We start from the raw sequence: 15,079 nt of genomic DNA on the forward strand, positions 1-15,079 counted from the left end.
GTTATAGAGACTAAAGCTTTTACTTCATTTGATGACGTAAATAAGCATCAATAAACGGATCAAGATCTCCATCCATTACTCCCTGCGTATTACCAACCTCTACATTGGTGCGATGATCTTTTACCATGGAATATGGATGGAATACATAGGATCGAATCTGACTACCCCAGCCAATTTCCATCTGTTCGCCGCGAATTTCAGCCAACTCCTGCTGTTGTTTCTCTATTTCTAATTGGTATAATTTTGATTTCAACATCTTCATAGCAGCTTCCCTATTTTTAATCTGCGACCGTTCATTCTGGCAGGTTACAATTACATTAGTAGGTAAGTGCGTAATACGCACAGCCGAATCGGTTGTGTTTACATGCTGACCACCTGCACCACTAGCTCGGTAAGTATCTACTTTAATATCTTCTGTTTTCACTTCAATATCGACATCATCCGTCATTTCAGGAGTTACATCACAGGAAACAAACGATGTATGACGACGGCCGGAAGAATCAAAAGGTGATATACGCACTAATCGATGTACCCCTTTTTCAGCTTTTAAGTAACCATATGCATTATGCCCTTTAATTAATAGGGTTACACTTTTTAAGCCAGCTTCTTCACCGGCTAAATAATCCAACGTTTCCACTTTAAAGTCCTTCGTCTCTGCCCAACGCTGATACATTCGTAATAGCATACTTCCCCAGTCTTGTGACTCTGTACCGCCAGCACCTGGGTGAAGTTCAAGTATGGCATTATTCGTATCATAAGGTTCGTTTAACAGGATTTGCAACTCAAAATCATTGAGTTTTTTTCTTAGTGCTTTCATTTCGGATGTTAATTCCTCAAATAATTCGCGGTCATTTTCTTCTCTTACAAGTTCATAAGATACTTCTAAATTATCATGCAGATCTTCTACCTCTTTAAAATTGTTCACATATTCTTTTAGATTATTCACTTCAGCGATCACTGCTTGAGCGGTATCTTGATCATCCCAAAATTCTGGAGCCGCCATTTGTAGCTCTAATTCTTTAATCCGACTACTCTTTGTATCTAAGTCAAAGAGACCCCCTAAAATCATTAATACGACGCTTCATCTGATCCAGTTCATTTTTGATATCAACTAATTCCATTATTGATCACCTCAAGTATTATTCATTCATGAAAACACTCCACTACGATGCAGCGGAGTGTTCAATGATAGCTTTTATTTTCCGTGGCAATTTTTATATTTTTTTCCGCTACCACAAGGACATGGATCATTTCGTCCAATATCTTGCTGTTTCACAAACGGTTTTTTTGTTTTCTTTTTCTCCTCTTGATTACCAGAGACAGCTTGTGTATTCTTCACAACTTCCTGACGTTGTAGGTTGTCACGAATTTCAGCTTTCATAATATATTTGGCGACTTCTTCATCAATACTTTCAATCATTTCTTCAAACATGGCGAATCCTTCTAACTGATATTCACGAAGCGGATCATTTTGTCCATATGCTCGTAAATGTATCCCTTGACGTAGTTGATCCATTTGGTCAATATGGTCCATCCATTTTGTATCAACTGTTCGAAGCAAGATAACTTTCTCAAACTCACGCATTTGCTCTTCGGTTAGTTCATTTTCTTTTTCATCATAACGAGCTCTTACTTTCTCCATGATCAACTCATTAATTTCTTCTTGATCTTTTCCTTTCAAATCATCTTCCGAAATCTGCTCTGGATCTAATAAGTTACCTTGCACATACTCAGCAATCGCTTTGTAATCCCAATTGTCCTCATCATCATCCTGCGTATGTGTCGCCACTACTCGTTCTAATGTAGAAATAATCATGTTTTCAATAATCTCACGTAGATTATCTTCGGATTCAATCACATCGAAACGCTGCTTGTAAATGATTTCCCTTTGTTCGCGTAAGACATCATCATAGGATAACACCGTTTTACGAGCATCAAAGTTATTCCCTTCCACTCGTTTCTGTGCAGATTCAACAGCGCGAGAAACCATTTTACTTTCAATTGGTTGATCATCTTCCATGCCTAAACGTTCCATCATCGATCTTAGATTATCGGATCCAAATCGACGCATGAGTTCATCCTCCATGGAGAGGTAAAATTGAGACAAACCAGGGTCTCCTTGACGCCCAGAACGACCACGTAATTGGTTATCAATCCGTCGTGACTCATGACGTTCTGTACCAATAACTGCAAGTCCACCTAGGTCTACTACCCCATCACCAAGTTTAATATCCGTCCCACGACCAGCCATATTGGTAGCAATCGTTACTGCACCACGCTGTCCAGCGTTCTCAATAATCTCAGCCTCACGGAAATGGTTTTTTGCATTTAAGACATCATGCTTAACTCCAGCTTTCTTCAATAATTTTGAAATCAATTCCGAAGTTTCTACGGCAACTGTCCCTACAAGAACTGGTTGTCCAGCTTCGTGTCGTTCTTTAATTTCATCGACAACAGCGCGGAACTTCCCTTCCATCGACTTATAGATTAAATCTGCACGGTCATCACGAATAATTGGTTTATTCGTTGGAATAGCAATAACGTCCATATTATATATATTTCTAAACTCTTCTTCTTCTGTTTTGGCTGTACCAGTCATACCTGCCAGTTTATTATACATCCGGAAGAAATTCTGAAAAGTAATGGATGCCAATGTCATACTTTCGTTTTGAATCTGTAATCCCTCTTTAGCTTCAATTGCTTGATGCAATCCATCACTATAACGTCGACCCTTCATTAAACGTCCAGTGAACTGGTCAACAATAACAACTTCTCCTTCTTCGACAACATAATCATCATCACGATGCATGGAAACATGAGCTTTTAATGCCTGATTAATATGATGTGTTAGTGACACATTATTTAAGTCAAATAAATTCTCGATAGAGAAAAAACGTTCAGCTTTATTAATCCCTTCTTCAGTAAGTTGCACACCTTTTGTTTTTTCATCATAGGTATAATCACTTTCTTTTGAAAGTGTACTAACAAAACTATTCGCTCTTTGATACAGAGAAGCCGATTTTTTTGCAGAACCAGAAATAATTAATGGTGTCCTGGCTTCGTCGATTAAGATTGAGTCTACCTCATCGATGATTGCAAAGTTCAATGGCCGTTGAACCATCTGCTCTTTATAGAGGACCATATTATCTCGTAAATAGTCAAAGCCATATTCATTATTCGTACCGTACGTAATGTCCTGATGATAGGCCTCCCGCTTTTGTTCTTTAGATAAGCCATTTCCATTTAAGCCAACCGTTAACCCCAAAAATTGATAAAGTTCTCCCATTTCTTGAGCATCACGACTTGCCAAATAATCATTGACAGTAATAATGTGCACACCTTTTCCAGATAGGGCATTTAAATATGCTGGCATCGTCGATGCAAGTGTTTTACCTTCACCTGTCTTCATTTCAGCAATATTCCCCTCATGTAATGCGATTGCACCCATTAGCTGAGTTTGAAAAGGCCGCATACCTAGCACACGTTTCGATCCTTCACGGACAACTGCGTATGCCTCAACAAGCAGATCATCTAAAGTCTCGCCATTTTGATAACGCGTTTTAAACTGTTCTGTCTTATTTTGAATTTCTTCATTGGAAAGCTTTTCTATCTCAGGTTCTAAAGCTTCAATTTCATCTACTGTTTTTTGTAATCGTTTCAGTTGCCTTTGTGTTCCATCACCAAATATTTTCTGCAGTATTCCTGCCATTGTTCATGCACCTCAATATTTATTATAAAAATGTTTACTATTCATTATTTCGTTCCGTTTACTGTTTAATAATAGAGTCCATGATCAATCATAACACTTTCTAGAGAAAGATGACAACTAAGGACATCACCAACAAATAGAACATAAAAAGAGTAGTTCGGGGATGAACCACTCTTTTGGGTGAGGATAGGAGAGGATACATTGGAAAGGAATGTTGCTTTTTAAAGCGGAGAATTTACATGTCCATTTACTTTTCTTTTACACTTGTTTCCAAAAACCTACGATTTAATGTAGATATCATTTCCACAAGCTTTACAAGTGTTATTTCATGCTGCTCTACTTTTTTACTCAAGTGACTTAGTTTTTCTTCACCGATCAATGTTTCACCTCCTGTAGTACTAGCTAAGTTATAACATGAATATGAAAATGGGGCTAATGTCTATTTTTAAATTTTAGGTGTGTATTCGACAAAATTCTCGAGAAATTAGAACGTATTTATATTTGATAATGAAGCATTCTATCAAAAAACATAGATTCGTCATTCCTGTTTTTGAAATTTAGTGTTTTAATCAACAAATTTCGACAACTCCTTCATTTTATACCTACTATTCTCAACTAAAAGAGGCAGCCCAATTGGACTGCCTCTCACTTCAATGATTATGCATTTGGTTCAATCAAACCATATTTTCCATCATTACGACGATACACAACATTTGTATCTCCGTTTGCTGCATTTTCAAATACATAAAATGCATGACCTAACATGTCCATTTGCAACACAGCTTCTTCAGAATCCATTGGCTTTAAATCAAACCTTTTTGTTCGAACAATTTCAATATCATCTGTTTCTTCTTCTAGAGCTACATTAGCTGCTTCCTTTTCTAATTCAGCAAATACATGCTTAGCAGCACCATTTTGTTTGAATTTACGGTTCACTTTCGTTTTATGTTTTCTAATCTGTCTTTCCAATTTGTCTACGACTAGATCAATCGCTGCGTATAGATCTACGTGTTGTACTTCACCACGTAGTAACAAATTGGTCATTGGAATGGTTACTTCGATTCTCTGTTCATCATTATAGACACTTAAATTAACATGTACTTCGGATGCAGGTGGTGTATCAAAGTATCTTTCTAGTTTACTTATCTTCTTTTCTACATAATCCCGAATAGATCCTGTGACCTCAAGGTTTTCACCACGAATGTTAAATTTCATGAAAGTGTCCTCCTTTTAAGCTTATAAGCTTCTATATATATTATACAACGTTTCCCAATGAAATTCCTTTCTAAACACATGAAATTGTAAATATAATTGATTGAAAAACCGTCAATTCCTTGCCTCCTATAGGGTTAGACGGTTTACAATTTCTTAATCAAATTTACAATCCCATAGTTACTTCTATCCTGTATAGAAATGATTTAAACATTGATAAAGCAGATGCAATATATTTACACGTATTGAAGAGCTATTCCCACTCGTTTCTTAGAAGAGAGAAACGAGGGCTTTTTTGAAGAACTATCCAAGCCACTCGTTTAACATGATAAGTTAACGTATATTTATTTTTTTCGATCCAAGAACATTCCATCAATGGATTGCATTTGTGCATAAGGGTTTTTATATTGTCGGTTCGATTTTTTCTGTTTTTTTACTTGACGCATTTCTGACTTCAACTCGTTAAATAGTTGATGCATTAATGTTTCAATTGGCTGATGTAATGCTACTATTGCTTTTCCCATCCGGTTTTCTTCATCAGAAAAAGGGGGGACTATCTGTTCCATTTCTTTGCCACGCTGCTCAATTAATGTATTGACCCTCGAAATAAGGGACTCTCTTTGTTTGTACTCTGAACTGTTATCTAAGACTTCTTTTAATTCTAATGTGATTTGATATAAAGTAGTTAACCGATTCATCAGACATGAGCACCCTGTGCATATTGTTTCTTTCTAATTTCCAAAATGACTTGCTTCCAAGTATCTCTAAAATCAGTAATCAATTCTAATACTTCTTGTAGGTATTCCACATTATTATTAATATTTGCTTCCTTTAATCGGAACAACATATAATCATAAAGCGGTAAGAATTGATTAGATATTTCGATCTTTGGATCTAAGGTTATAATTAATTCCTGTATGATGTTCTGTGCCTTTTGAATATTTGTATTTTTTTCTTCAAAATGATTTGCTTCCACATCTTTTATTGCTTGTTTAACAAACTTCATGCAACCGTTATAAAGCATTAAAGTAAGTTCTGCACCTGAGGCGGTATTAACTGCATTGTCTTGATACGCCTGATGTTGCTTATTTGGTGACATTCCATTCCCTCCCTCATCGTCAAATTACATCCCACTGCCAAACTGAGACATCAATTGCGCAGATTGTTGGTTCATTCTCGAAATGGCTTTTTCCATAGCAGTAAACTGGTTCCAATAACGCGACTCGACTTGTACTAATCGGTTTTCAAAATCAGAAATACGTGTATTTAAATCTTTCATTCTTTTTCCTAATGAATAATTCTCTAATGTTTGTCCTGTACTTCCTGCTTTTTCACCAATTCGGCCAATAGTGGTTGATAATGCATCATCGAGACGGTGGATAATTCCACGTGAAGCTCCCTCTTCATTATTTGAGAATAGCTTTTGAACATCTGCTGGATTTTCCCTTAATGCTTTTTTTAGTTCTTGTTCATCTACAATTAATTTGCCGCCATCTAAGTAATTACTAGATGTCTTCATTCCTACTTGCGTGATCGAATTATACTCTCCTCCAGTATCTACATTGGAATACCAGCTCTGCCTTAGATCAAATAATCCACTTGAAATAGTCGATTCTCCACGTAATAATCCACTTTTTGCCTTTTCTTCCCAGAGTTCAATTTCTTTATCTGACATCTCTTTCTTTTGTTCTTCTGTTAACGGTGGATAATCACGATACTTTTCTTCTTTTTGGGAAGAATTTAACGCCTCAACCACTTCATTATATTTATCAACGAACTTCATAATTGACTGGAATGAGCCTTCTACATCGTTGATAACCGTTAATGTTGCATTGGAATCATTTGTTGTATTTTTAAATTCAAAATTAATTCCATTTAATGAATATGCATTTGTTTTAGATTCCATCTCCAAACCACTGTTATTGTATTCAAACTTTGCATTTGTGCCGCCTTTTTCATTATCCATATTCATCTTAAGAACTGAGCTGAAAAACGAATTAGCTGTGAATTGAATTTCAGCTCCACGCTCATTGTAATTTCCAGTTCTTGACGTTTCCATTATCACTTTATTTGTCTGTTCATCATAAAACATCCGGACATTATTATCATCAGCAGATACGCGTTTTAGTACTTCCGTCAGTGTTTCTCCTTCTTCTACGGTGTACGTATATTCATTTGCTTCACCGTTTTCGTCAACGGTAGAGAACGTGATTTCCTGTCCAGCTGATATAGCAGAGGCATCAATTTCTTCCGCACTTACATTAATCGCATTCGTTGCTAATTCTTTAACATTGATTTGATACGTACCGTTAGCAGTACTTGTTGAAGCAGTAGCTGTTACTGCATCCTCATGAGAAGAACTAACTGTTTTCGCATTATATGTAGGGCTCAATTTCATATCAAACATGAGTGCTTCTAACTCAGATAATTTTGTGTTGACCTCACGAAAAGCATCACGTTTCCATTCCAGCGTTGTTCGTTCTTGCTCCATTTTATCTAATGGTATACGTTCCGCACTCATTAGTTTATTTACTAAGTTATCAATATCCATCCCTGTTGCTAAACCACCAATACGCATAGTGATTCACCCCTTCGTTTTTAAGTTTTATTATCAATTAGTAACCCCATAAATTCTGCCATTCCGGCATATACATCAAGCATTTTCCTAGGTGGAATTTCCTTGAGTATTTCTTCTGTTAATGGGTTAATAACAGTAACATAGTATTCATTCAGTTTTTCATGATATTCAAACCGTAAATCAGTACGAAGTGGTTCAATGAAGTTATTTAGTTCATCTACGGCTGTTTTTATTTCTTCTTCATTTACAGATAAATCATTTTGAGGTTGTTCCGTCCCCCCTACAGGTTTGTCCTTTCCGCCTCCCAGTTGTATATGTGTACCCACATGAAGTCCATTTAACTGTATCCCCATATCCCTTCACAACCCTCTGTTTTCTCTTTATATCGGCCTGTCGCACTGGAATATGAAGCTCTTTCATTACTCTTCTTTTAACAGATCTACTAAATCGCTAGAGATATTCACAGCTTGATTGTTTGCGTCTTTAATATCTAAATAAATTTCTTTTCGATAGATATCAATTGATTTAGGTGCATGAATTCCAATTTTTATTTGGTCTCCTTCTATGGCTAACACTTTCACTTCAATTTTATCTCCGATTTGAATAGCCTCATTTTCCTTTCTTGATAGTACTAACATGATGATTCCCCTTTCACTTTGGAAGGATCATTCGTTGTAATCGGAGCTCTGCTCGGATATTCTACTGCATTTATAATATACTGCTTGCCGAGATTCCTCTTTGAATTAATAATAATTGGTGCTTTTAAGTTGACAGTACTTGTAGCAAAAGGACGCTTTAGTGTAACAATGGAGAGTACGACAATATCCTCTTCATTGGATAGTTGCAATGTCTCAATACTACTATCGTCTAACCTAAATTCGTAATGATGAAAAAGACTATACGGATTTATCACAAAAAACGCAGTATCCCTTGTATCAATTGATTGTAGAATTTGAAATAATGAATGGTCAGGAAAATCTAGTAAAATAAATTGGTTATCTTGATTAAATCCAGGTATGCCATTCTGAAATACGATTACATGTGCCGGGTCGATTTCTGTCTGACCGAAATATTTTGTGTCGACTAACATGGTGTCTTCCTCCTTTTATGATTCTAGTTGAATAACCTCGATGGTTAAATCCTGGTATTGCTTCATTTCAATCGCGACATTACCTCTTTCATATCGGTGTTCAACTTTATTAGGTGTTGCATTTATAATTGGTTGTTTTGTTTCTACTTCTATATTTACTTCTGCTGGCTGCGAATTCAGTTTCACTGAAAAGAGAGAAGGGATAAAGGTAATACCTAGTGTTTTCATTTTTGGGTGAGCATTTTGAACAGCTTGGTTCACTATCGGTGACCCTTCATTTTCTAATTTCATAAGCTCATTACCTTGCCTTACACGCCTGCTTATCCCTTCCAGCACACTGGTTTGTCCTTCTTGAGCAAATGCTTTATTGCGCTGGAATATATGCATTAAATTCATATCAGCAAACGCTTTGGACTGATCAATGCTTAATTTTGCAGGGGTAGTGGTAATAGAAACCTCCGGTTTGGGTTGTTGAATCGTAACATCTGCTTTGGGTTGGCGAATAGTTTGTTCCCCAGATTCTTGGCTTATTTGTATTTGAGCCATTTGTGAATGCATCCGTAATTGAGGTATATTCATAACCAATACCACCTTTTCCGAGTTAAAACCCCCACCCCTTATTAGGGGCAGGGGTCTCCAATTTGATTTATTGTAAGAAATCAACAAGAGAAGGTTGAATAATTCTTGAACCTGCTGATAAAGCTGCCCGATGTAGGCTCTCTTGTGTAATTAAATTTGTAATGGCTTCCTCATAATCAACATTTTCATTTTCTGCCATTGTGCTAGTAGCTATTATTTTTTGCTCACTGAGCCGATTTTCAACTAATTCTAACCTATTCATTCTCGCTCCTAAATCTGCTCGAGCATTAATAATTTGATTAATTCCGCCATCAAGTGTCTCAATACTGCTCTCGATTCCGGCTTGATCCCCTTCGCCTAACTGATTAATAAATGTATCAATATTTGCAAAAAGGTCATTACCGAATACATCTTCCCCATTAACATTTGCCTGCAGTTTTGTACCTGCTGCCACTTCAATAGATACTTTATCTAAATTCGCAGTAAAATTCCCATCTGCGTATGGAGGCTCTGTTGTATTAGTACCATTAAAGATATATTTCCCATTTACTTGTGTATTGGCTATATCGATTAAATGTTCCTTTAGTTGCTCTGCTTCTTTTTTTATATTTTCTCTTTCTTCCTCATCATATGTCCCATTACTTGCCTGTACCGCTAGTTCACGTAGTTTTTGCATTGTCTGAGTAGCTTTGTCCAATGCTGCATCAGAATTATCCATCCAATTGTGTACTTCATTCGTATTACGCAAATATTGATCTACTTCACTTACTTGGCTCCGATAATTTATCCCCTTCATTGCTATAACAGGATCATCGGAAGGACGGTTAATTTTCTTACCTGTACTAACCTGATTCATATATGTATCTAACTTCGCATAGCTATTTGACAAATTACGTAACATGTTATTTGATAGCATACTCTGGGTTATCCGCATCCATTCTCCCTACCTTCCTACAAGCCCCATACTATTAATGATTTTATCCAGCATTTCATCCATTGCTGTCATACTTCTGGCAGCAGCATTGTAAGCATGTTGAAACTTAATCATATTCGACATTTCCTCATCTAATGAAACACTACTAACAGCCATTCGTTGTTCTTGTACCTGTGAAGTTAAAGTGGCTGTATTTTTAGTCATACGATTAGCCTCTTGCGCCTCTACCCCCATCTCACCAATGAGAGACTGATAAAAACTATTAATCGACGTATTCTCTCCCAAAGGAGAGCCCGTTAACTGCTTATCATCAAATACATCCGCTAAATGAAGTGCATTATCGCCTTGACCATCTGTATCATTCGTACTTGCTGCTATTAAATCAGGGTGATCTAGTATGTCTTGGTTCACCACAATTCCTGCTGCTCCAGCTTTTCCTTCCTTATATTCAAAAAATGAAATACCTGTTGTACCATCTAATCCTTGTCCACTTTGATGTACTTGGTTAAACGCTTCAATAAAAGCATTTGCCATTGTATCAAGATCTTCTAACATTTCTGTATACGTTCCTTGGATCTCTCCAGTTGCTTTGAAATCATGACCATAGGAATCAATTAATCCCTTTAGTGAACCATTAGAATGAAGTATATTAATAGGCTGCCCATTCACACTGACACCTTCAACAGCTGAATACGGCTCTTCACCGTAACTTACAGATAATTCATTTACTTTGCCTTCACCATTATTTCCATCAAGTAATGTAACAGGTGGAGTAAATGAATTTCCTTTATCATCAATAACTTCTATCGTCGCCAAACCAGTTGCAATTTCGGGTGAACTTTCCCCGCTTTTCGAGTAACTCACCTTAATGTTCATCATGCCGGAAAGTTGATCGATTAAACGATCTCTTTCATCATATAAATCATTCGGCAAATAGCCGTGAAGCTCTAATTCCTTAATCTGATTATTGATATTATTAATTTGGCGCAATACAGAATTCGCGTCTTTAACACTTACATCAATCTGTTCCTTTAAATCTGAACGAATCGACGATAAGGAATCGGATAGGTAATTAAACGTTTCAGCAACCATCTGACCACGATTAGCAACCACTGTCCTTGCACCAGCATCATCCGGGTTAACTGCTAAATCTTGCAATGAATTCCAGAATTGGTCCATTGTATAAGAAAGCCCACTCTCCGACGGTTCATTCATGATACTCTCCATTCGGCTTAATGCATTCGATTTTGTTGACCAATAACCCGCTTTACTATTTTCCGCTCGATATTGATAATCTAAAAATTGATTTCGTATTCGTTGTACCGACCCAGCTTCTACTCCTGTACCCATCTGACCAGGAATTTGTGGACGATTTCTTGAAGCAGAAGGGTATGGATTCATTGTTTCAAAATTAACCCGTTGCCTTGTATATCCCTCCGTATTCGCATTGGAAATATTATGACCAGTTGTATAAAGTGCTGACTGTTGTGCAAATAATGCTTGTTTTGCCATTTCTAATCCGTGAAAGGTACTCATGTCTTACCTCCTGATTTACCTAGAATATTTACGCTTTTGAATCAAAGACGGATCTTTTAATGGAACCCGTAGACTCTGTTTCTGATCTCCCATAATTCATTTGACTTAAAGATGGGTTTAGAAGATCCATAGAAAGCTGAATAAATTGCATCGACTGATTAATTAGTGCCATATTTAACTGTTCTTGTTGTTTTAATGTTGTAATAGCTTCTGTCAATTGGTTCGTCGCTGCTGTTAACTCTTTTCTCGTTTCATCACAATTAATCGCTTCAACTAATCTTGTGATGGTTGGCTCTATATTAAGACGTTGGGATTCGAACCAGTCTGCTACAACAAGCTGACGGCCCTCTTCTGCTTTTTCTATTTTTCGTATTTGTTTTCGCTCATTAACTAAAACTTGCTGTAACTTTTCTAAATTCCCTGATTTAACTGCCTCTGTCTTTTGATTAGAAATAGCAATTAGTTCTTGATGTAGAGTGACTAATGTAAGCAATAACGCTTTAATCTTTTCTATAGACAAGTAAATCCCCCCTTACTGACTTACTATTACGATTCTTTTCCAGACCAATAATCCATCATTTTTTCAGCCGTTTTCTCGTAATTGATCCTATACTCTCCACTTTCCACTGCTTCTTTTATTTTCGCGACATGAGCTTCTCTTATAGGATTGGATTTCTCTTCTTCCTGTAGCTGCTTCGCTTGCTTAGAAATTTCCAGCTGATCTTGTCGCATTGCTTGCTTGGATTCTATTTGTTTTTGTAAATGCTGTTTATACGGATTAAAATTTGTTTGATTTGGTCCATTAATTTTCATTCGCATTCACCTCGTTAATAGCTCGTTTATATTCCCGTGCTTTTGATTCTATATTTATATCGACCAATCTTAAGAAATTGTTAAACGATTTATGAATCAAACATATAATATGTCTTTCTCTTTTCCATGCTTTGATTTGTTCGTTTTTCCTGTTCCTCAAATGATTCCAAGTCCCTCCTTAACGCTTCCGAACATTGCTTGCATACATTCCCAGAAGAAATTGGTTTCTTACAATGCGTACAAGGATATGTTAAATTGGGAAACGATGCTGGATGAAGTCGTCCTTCTTTTATGAATTTAATGATCAGTTGTTCTTCTACACCAGTTTCATCAACGATTTCTTCTAAGGTTGCTTGCCTGTTCTGTTGTTTACGTAAAAACGAAGAAACAGTTTGAAAACTAGCTTCTTCTTCCTTATAACAGTTGAAGCAAACGTTTCGAATTCCCTTGACAAATAAGCGGTCACATCTTGTGCAATTTGCTAATTCAGACATGAATTTCCCTCATTTCTTTAAAGTTTAACACACTATTTTATCCTCGGATAAGTGTAAATGCATAAACTTCCGGACAACCATATTCTGTTAATTTGTTTGATGCATGCCTTAACGTACTCCCCGTTGTATATATATCATCGACAAGAATAACGGGTTTGTTAATAGCTATTTTCAAGGAAAACGGATTGGTTGTATTTATTCGTTGCTTTCGTGTTTTCTTTGATTGTTTTTCACTATCTTTTCTCTCTAAAGCTGGCATGATCTTCATTGGCAGAAAACCAGCAAGCATTTCTGCTTGGTTGAATCCTCGTTCGCTTAACCTATCCCTACTAATAGGAATAGGAACGATCACTGCATGTTTTTTTATAAAGTTGAATCGCTTTTTGAAAGAATACACCATATCTCCTCTAAACGCATTCCCTAAATAAGCATCCCCACGATACTTCCATCGACTAACCATCTTCTGCATCATCTCATTATACGTAAATATAGAATAATTAAATTGCAGTGTATTTTGATGAGCTTTCCAATTGGAACAGTCTGTACAAAGCGCTGCTTTACAATTTTTACTACATTTTACACAGCGCTTATCTTCCAATTGGATTAAACGCAGATTACATTCTTCACACAGTGATTTACGTTTGGGAAGAATCAGACTACCCCATGACAGTTCTTGTATAATAAATTGTCCACACCAAAGGCACTGCATTTAAAAGCCCCCTCGTTTGTTCATTGTTTTTATTAATTGAATCGCTGCATTCATTGCCTTGGTCTTTCCATCGTGAAAAAAAACTACTTCTCCTGTTGGATCAGATGCACTTCTACCTGCTCTTCCAGCAATTTGTACAAGTGCTGCCTTATCAAAAACATGATGTCCTGCATCGATGACTACTACATCTACAGAAGGAAATGTTACACCTCGCTCTAGTATTGTCGTTGTCAGTAGAACCTTGACTTTTCCATTCCGAAAGTGATTAACCTTGCTCGCGCGATCTTGATCCGATGCATGAACTGCGGCGATTTGTTCATGACTAGAAATCATACGATAACACTTACACAAACCGGTTATCTTAGGTACTAATCTCTCTGTTAACTCAATCGTAGGAAGGAAGATAAGCAGTTGTCGTCCTTTTCTTTCTCTTTTCTGTAACCATTGTGAAAAAGCTCGGGGTAAATTGTTTTTACTAAGATCTTTTCGTAAAGGAAAACACATTTTTAATGAAGGAACTGGTAGTGGGTATCCGTGGAATCGTTTGGCTACGAAAATATGAGGTAAGCGCTTTGCCGTTAGTTCAAATTGTTGTTTACGTCGAGGGGTTGCAGTTAAATAAATAGTTGTACTTTTCAGCTTGGTAGCACGTTTGGCAACATAAGGAAGAGACGGATCGGCATGGAATGGGAACGCATCCAATTCGTCAATAATCATGACATCAAAAGCTTGGTCAAAACGTATTAATTGATGCGTAGTTGAAATAATAATTTGACTAGTTCCAGTTTTATCTTTACTCTCGCCATAGAGTCCTTGTATATCAATAGAAGAAAAGGCTGTTTGCATACGGGGAACTAATTCACGAACAACATCTGCTCTAGGAGTAGCTATACATATTCTTTTCCCTAGACGGAGTGCCTCTTCGATTCCATGAAAAAGCATCTCTGTCTTTCCTGCTCCACAAACTGCCCAGATGAGAAGTTGTTTTTGGTTTTGAACAGCTTGGACTACTTCGTTTGCTGCCACAGTTTGAGCAGAGGTAAGCTTTCCTTCCCATGTACATGCTGCTTTATGTTTTTTCCAAATTGGTTGTTTTCCATTCCAGCGATAGAGAGGTTTACTTTCAGTAACTTTTCCCATTTCAATACATTTACGACAATAATAATCGACCGTATAGTTGTCGTAATAGACTGTTTTAGCAAAAAGCGACTTTCGCTGATTTCCACATCGCTGACATATTCGAATAAACATGTTTTTTATAACAATAGATGGAACAGGAAGAATGAGATTTTGAGAAAGGTATGTTTGAAATTGAGATTCTTGAAGAGGGATTTCATTTCGTAATAATAGTTTTCCAGAACAATACAACTTTACATGTTCCATAGAAGAAATACGATCTTTTTCCAGGTGGCATCAACTCCTTTT

Annotated in this window: 18 protein-coding genes; all 18 read right to left on the reverse strand. The window is 36.7% G+C overall.

What is annotated here, in order from left to right; translation table 11 throughout:
- Nucleotides 1–19 precede the first annotated feature (19 nt).
- A protein-coding gene (gene prfB, locus JKP73_RS01185; protein WP_101953529.1) for a peptide chain release factor 2 occupies nucleotides 20–1,121 on the reverse strand; the annotation gives its coding sequence in 2 pieces (ribosomal slippage) (nucleotides 20–1,048 and nucleotides 1,050–1,121; 1,101 coding nt in all).
- A 74-nt stretch (nucleotides 1,122–1,195) separates the two neighbouring features.
- Nucleotides 1,196–3,709, reverse strand: coding sequence for a preprotein translocase subunit SecA (gene secA / locus JKP73_RS01190; RefSeq protein ID WP_021289098.1), 2,514 nt, complete (start codon nucleotides 3,707–3,709; stop codon nucleotides 1,196–1,198).
- Nucleotides 3,710–3,956: 247 nt separating this feature from the next.
- On the reverse strand, nucleotides 3,957–4,088 hold the full coding sequence (locus tag JKP73_RS23350) for a hypothetical protein (protein ID WP_267903247.1): 132 nt from the start codon (nucleotides 4,086–4,088) through the stop codon (nucleotides 3,957–3,959).
- 278 nt (nucleotides 4,089–4,366) lie between these two features.
- On the reverse strand, nucleotides 4,367–4,924 hold the full coding sequence (gene hpf / locus JKP73_RS01195; protein WP_021289100.1) for a ribosome hibernation-promoting factor, HPF/YfiA family: 558 nt from the start codon (nucleotides 4,922–4,924) through the stop codon (nucleotides 4,367–4,369).
- Between the two features lie 341 nt (nucleotides 4,925–5,265).
- Nucleotides 5,266–5,619, reverse strand: coding sequence for a flagellar protein FliT (locus JKP73_RS01200; protein ID WP_021289101.1), 354 nt, complete (start codon nucleotides 5,617–5,619; stop codon nucleotides 5,266–5,268).
- Complete coding sequence (gene fliS / locus JKP73_RS01205) at nucleotides 5,619–6,020, reverse strand: flagellar export chaperone FliS (protein WP_038242958.1); 402 nt, start codon at nucleotides 6,018–6,020, stop codon at nucleotides 5,619–5,621. The genes JKP73_RS01200 and fliS overlap by 1 nt, the downstream gene beginning before the upstream one ends.
- 24 nt (nucleotides 6,021–6,044) lie before the next feature.
- Nucleotides 6,045–7,499 (reverse strand): flagellar hook-associated protein 2, encoded by a 1,455-nt coding sequence (locus tag JKP73_RS01210; protein ID WP_021289103.1) that lies wholly within the window; start codon nucleotides 7,497–7,499, stop codon nucleotides 6,045–6,047.
- A 20-nt stretch (nucleotides 7,500–7,519) separates the two neighbouring features.
- Nucleotides 7,520–7,852 carry a flagellar protein FlaG gene (gene flaG / locus JKP73_RS01215; protein WP_021289104.1) on the reverse strand — a complete coding sequence of 111 codons (333 nt, stop codon included), beginning with the start codon at nucleotides 7,850–7,852 and terminating at the stop codon, nucleotides 7,520–7,522.
- 66 nt (nucleotides 7,853–7,918) lie between these two features.
- Nucleotides 7,919–8,137, reverse strand: a complete 219-nt coding sequence (gene csrA, locus JKP73_RS01220; RefSeq protein ID WP_021289105.1) for a carbon storage regulator CsrA — start codon at nucleotides 8,135–8,137, stop codon at nucleotides 7,919–7,921.
- A complete protein-coding gene (gene fliW, locus JKP73_RS01225; RefSeq protein WP_021289106.1) occupies nucleotides 8,131–8,589 on the reverse strand; it encodes a flagellar assembly protein FliW in 459 nt (152 codons plus the stop codon). The genes csrA and fliW overlap by 7 nt, the downstream gene beginning before the upstream one ends.
- Nucleotides 8,590–8,604: 15 nt before the next feature.
- A complete protein-coding gene (locus JKP73_RS01230) occupies nucleotides 8,605–9,168 on the reverse strand; it encodes a DUF6470 family protein (RefSeq protein ID WP_021289107.1) in 564 nt (187 codons plus the stop codon).
- Between the two features lie 67 nt (nucleotides 9,169–9,235).
- Complete coding sequence (gene flgL, locus JKP73_RS01235) at nucleotides 9,236–10,102, reverse strand: flagellar hook-associated protein FlgL (RefSeq protein WP_021289108.1); 867 nt, start codon at nucleotides 10,100–10,102, stop codon at nucleotides 9,236–9,238.
- A 9-nt stretch (nucleotides 10,103–10,111) separates the two neighbouring features.
- Nucleotides 10,112–11,638, reverse strand: coding sequence for a flagellar hook-associated protein FlgK (gene flgK, locus JKP73_RS01240; RefSeq protein WP_200410810.1), 1,527 nt, complete (start codon nucleotides 11,636–11,638; stop codon nucleotides 10,112–10,114).
- A gap of 28 nt (nucleotides 11,639–11,666) precedes the next feature.
- Nucleotides 11,667–12,158, reverse strand: coding sequence for a flagellar protein FlgN (locus tag JKP73_RS01245; protein WP_234447034.1), 492 nt, complete (start codon nucleotides 12,156–12,158; stop codon nucleotides 11,667–11,669).
- 26 nt (nucleotides 12,159–12,184) lie between these two features.
- Nucleotides 12,185–12,451, reverse strand: a complete 267-nt coding sequence (gene flgM, locus JKP73_RS01250; protein ID WP_021289111.1) for a flagellar biosynthesis anti-sigma factor FlgM — start codon at nucleotides 12,449–12,451, stop codon at nucleotides 12,185–12,187.
- 89 nt (nucleotides 12,452–12,540) lie between these two features.
- Complete coding sequence (locus JKP73_RS01255) at nucleotides 12,541–12,945, reverse strand: TIGR03826 family flagellar region protein (RefSeq protein WP_021289112.1); 405 nt, start codon at nucleotides 12,943–12,945, stop codon at nucleotides 12,541–12,543.
- A 37-nt stretch (nucleotides 12,946–12,982) separates the two neighbouring features.
- Nucleotides 12,983–13,654: a ComF family protein gene (locus JKP73_RS01260; protein ID WP_038242956.1), complete on the reverse strand. Its 672-nt coding sequence runs from the start codon at nucleotides 13,652–13,654 to the stop codon at nucleotides 12,983–12,985.
- On the reverse strand, nucleotides 13,655–15,037 hold the full coding sequence (locus tag JKP73_RS01265) for an ATP-dependent helicase ComFA (RefSeq protein ID WP_021289114.1): 1,383 nt from the start codon (nucleotides 15,035–15,037) through the stop codon (nucleotides 13,655–13,657). It abuts the gene before it with no gap.
- Between the last annotated feature and the right edge of the window lie 42 nt (nucleotides 15,038–15,079).

The sequence above is a fragment of the Virgibacillus salexigens genome, from assembly GCF_014905415.1.
GTDB classification, from domain to species: Bacteria; Bacillota; Bacilli; order Bacillales; family Amphibacillaceae; genus Virgibacillus; species Virgibacillus salexigens.

Bases quoted from the DNA above. Each gene is read 5' to 3' on its own strand.
- secA (WP_021289098.1), bottom strand. From the start codon at position 3,709: ATGGCAGGAATACTGCAGAAAATATTTGGTGATGGAACACAAAGGCAA.
- hpf (WP_021289100.1), bottom strand. From the start codon at position 4,924: ATGAAATTTAACATTCGTGGTGAAAACCTTGAGGTCACAGGATCTATT.
- JKP73_RS01200 (WP_021289101.1), bottom strand. From the start codon at position 5,619: ATGAATCGGTTAACTACTTTATATCAAATCACATTAGAATTAAAAGAA.
- fliS (WP_038242958.1), bottom strand. From the start codon at position 6,020: ATGTCACCAAATAAGCAACATCAGGCGTATCAAGACAATGCAGTTAAT.
- JKP73_RS01210 (WP_021289103.1), bottom strand. From the start codon at position 7,499: ATGCGTATTGGTGGTTTAGCAACAGGGATGGATATTGATAACTTAGTA.
- flaG (WP_021289104.1), bottom strand. From the start codon at position 7,852: ATGGGGATACAGTTAAATGGACTTCATGTGGGTACACATATACAACTG.
- csrA (WP_021289105.1), bottom strand. From the start codon at position 8,137: ATGTTAGTACTATCAAGAAAGGAAAATGAGGCTATTCAAATCGGAGAT.
- fliW (WP_021289106.1), bottom strand. From the start codon at position 8,589: ATGTTAGTCGACACAAAATATTTCGGTCAGACAGAAATCGACCCGGCA.
- JKP73_RS01230 (WP_021289107.1), bottom strand. From the start codon at position 9,168: ATGAATATACCTCAATTACGGATGCATTCACAAATGGCTCAAATACAA.
- flgL (WP_021289108.1), bottom strand. From the start codon at position 10,102: ATGCGGATAACCCAGAGTATGCTATCAAATAACATGTTACGTAATTTG.
- flgK (WP_200410810.1), bottom strand. From the start codon at position 11,638: ATGAGTACCTTTCACGGATTAGAAATGGCAAAACAAGCATTATTTGCA.
- flgM (WP_021289111.1), bottom strand. From the start codon at position 12,451: ATGAAAATTAATGGACCAAATCAAACAAATTTTAATCCGTATAAACAG.
- JKP73_RS01255 (WP_021289112.1), bottom strand. From the start codon at position 12,945: ATGTCTGAATTAGCAAATTGCACAAGATGTGACCGCTTATTTGTCAAG.
- JKP73_RS01260 (WP_038242956.1), bottom strand. From the start codon at position 13,654: ATGCAGTGCCTTTGGTGTGGACAATTTATTATACAAGAACTGTCATGG.
- JKP73_RS01265 (WP_021289114.1), bottom strand. From the start codon at position 15,037: ATGGAACATGTAAAGTTGTATTGTTCTGGAAAACTATTATTACGAAAT.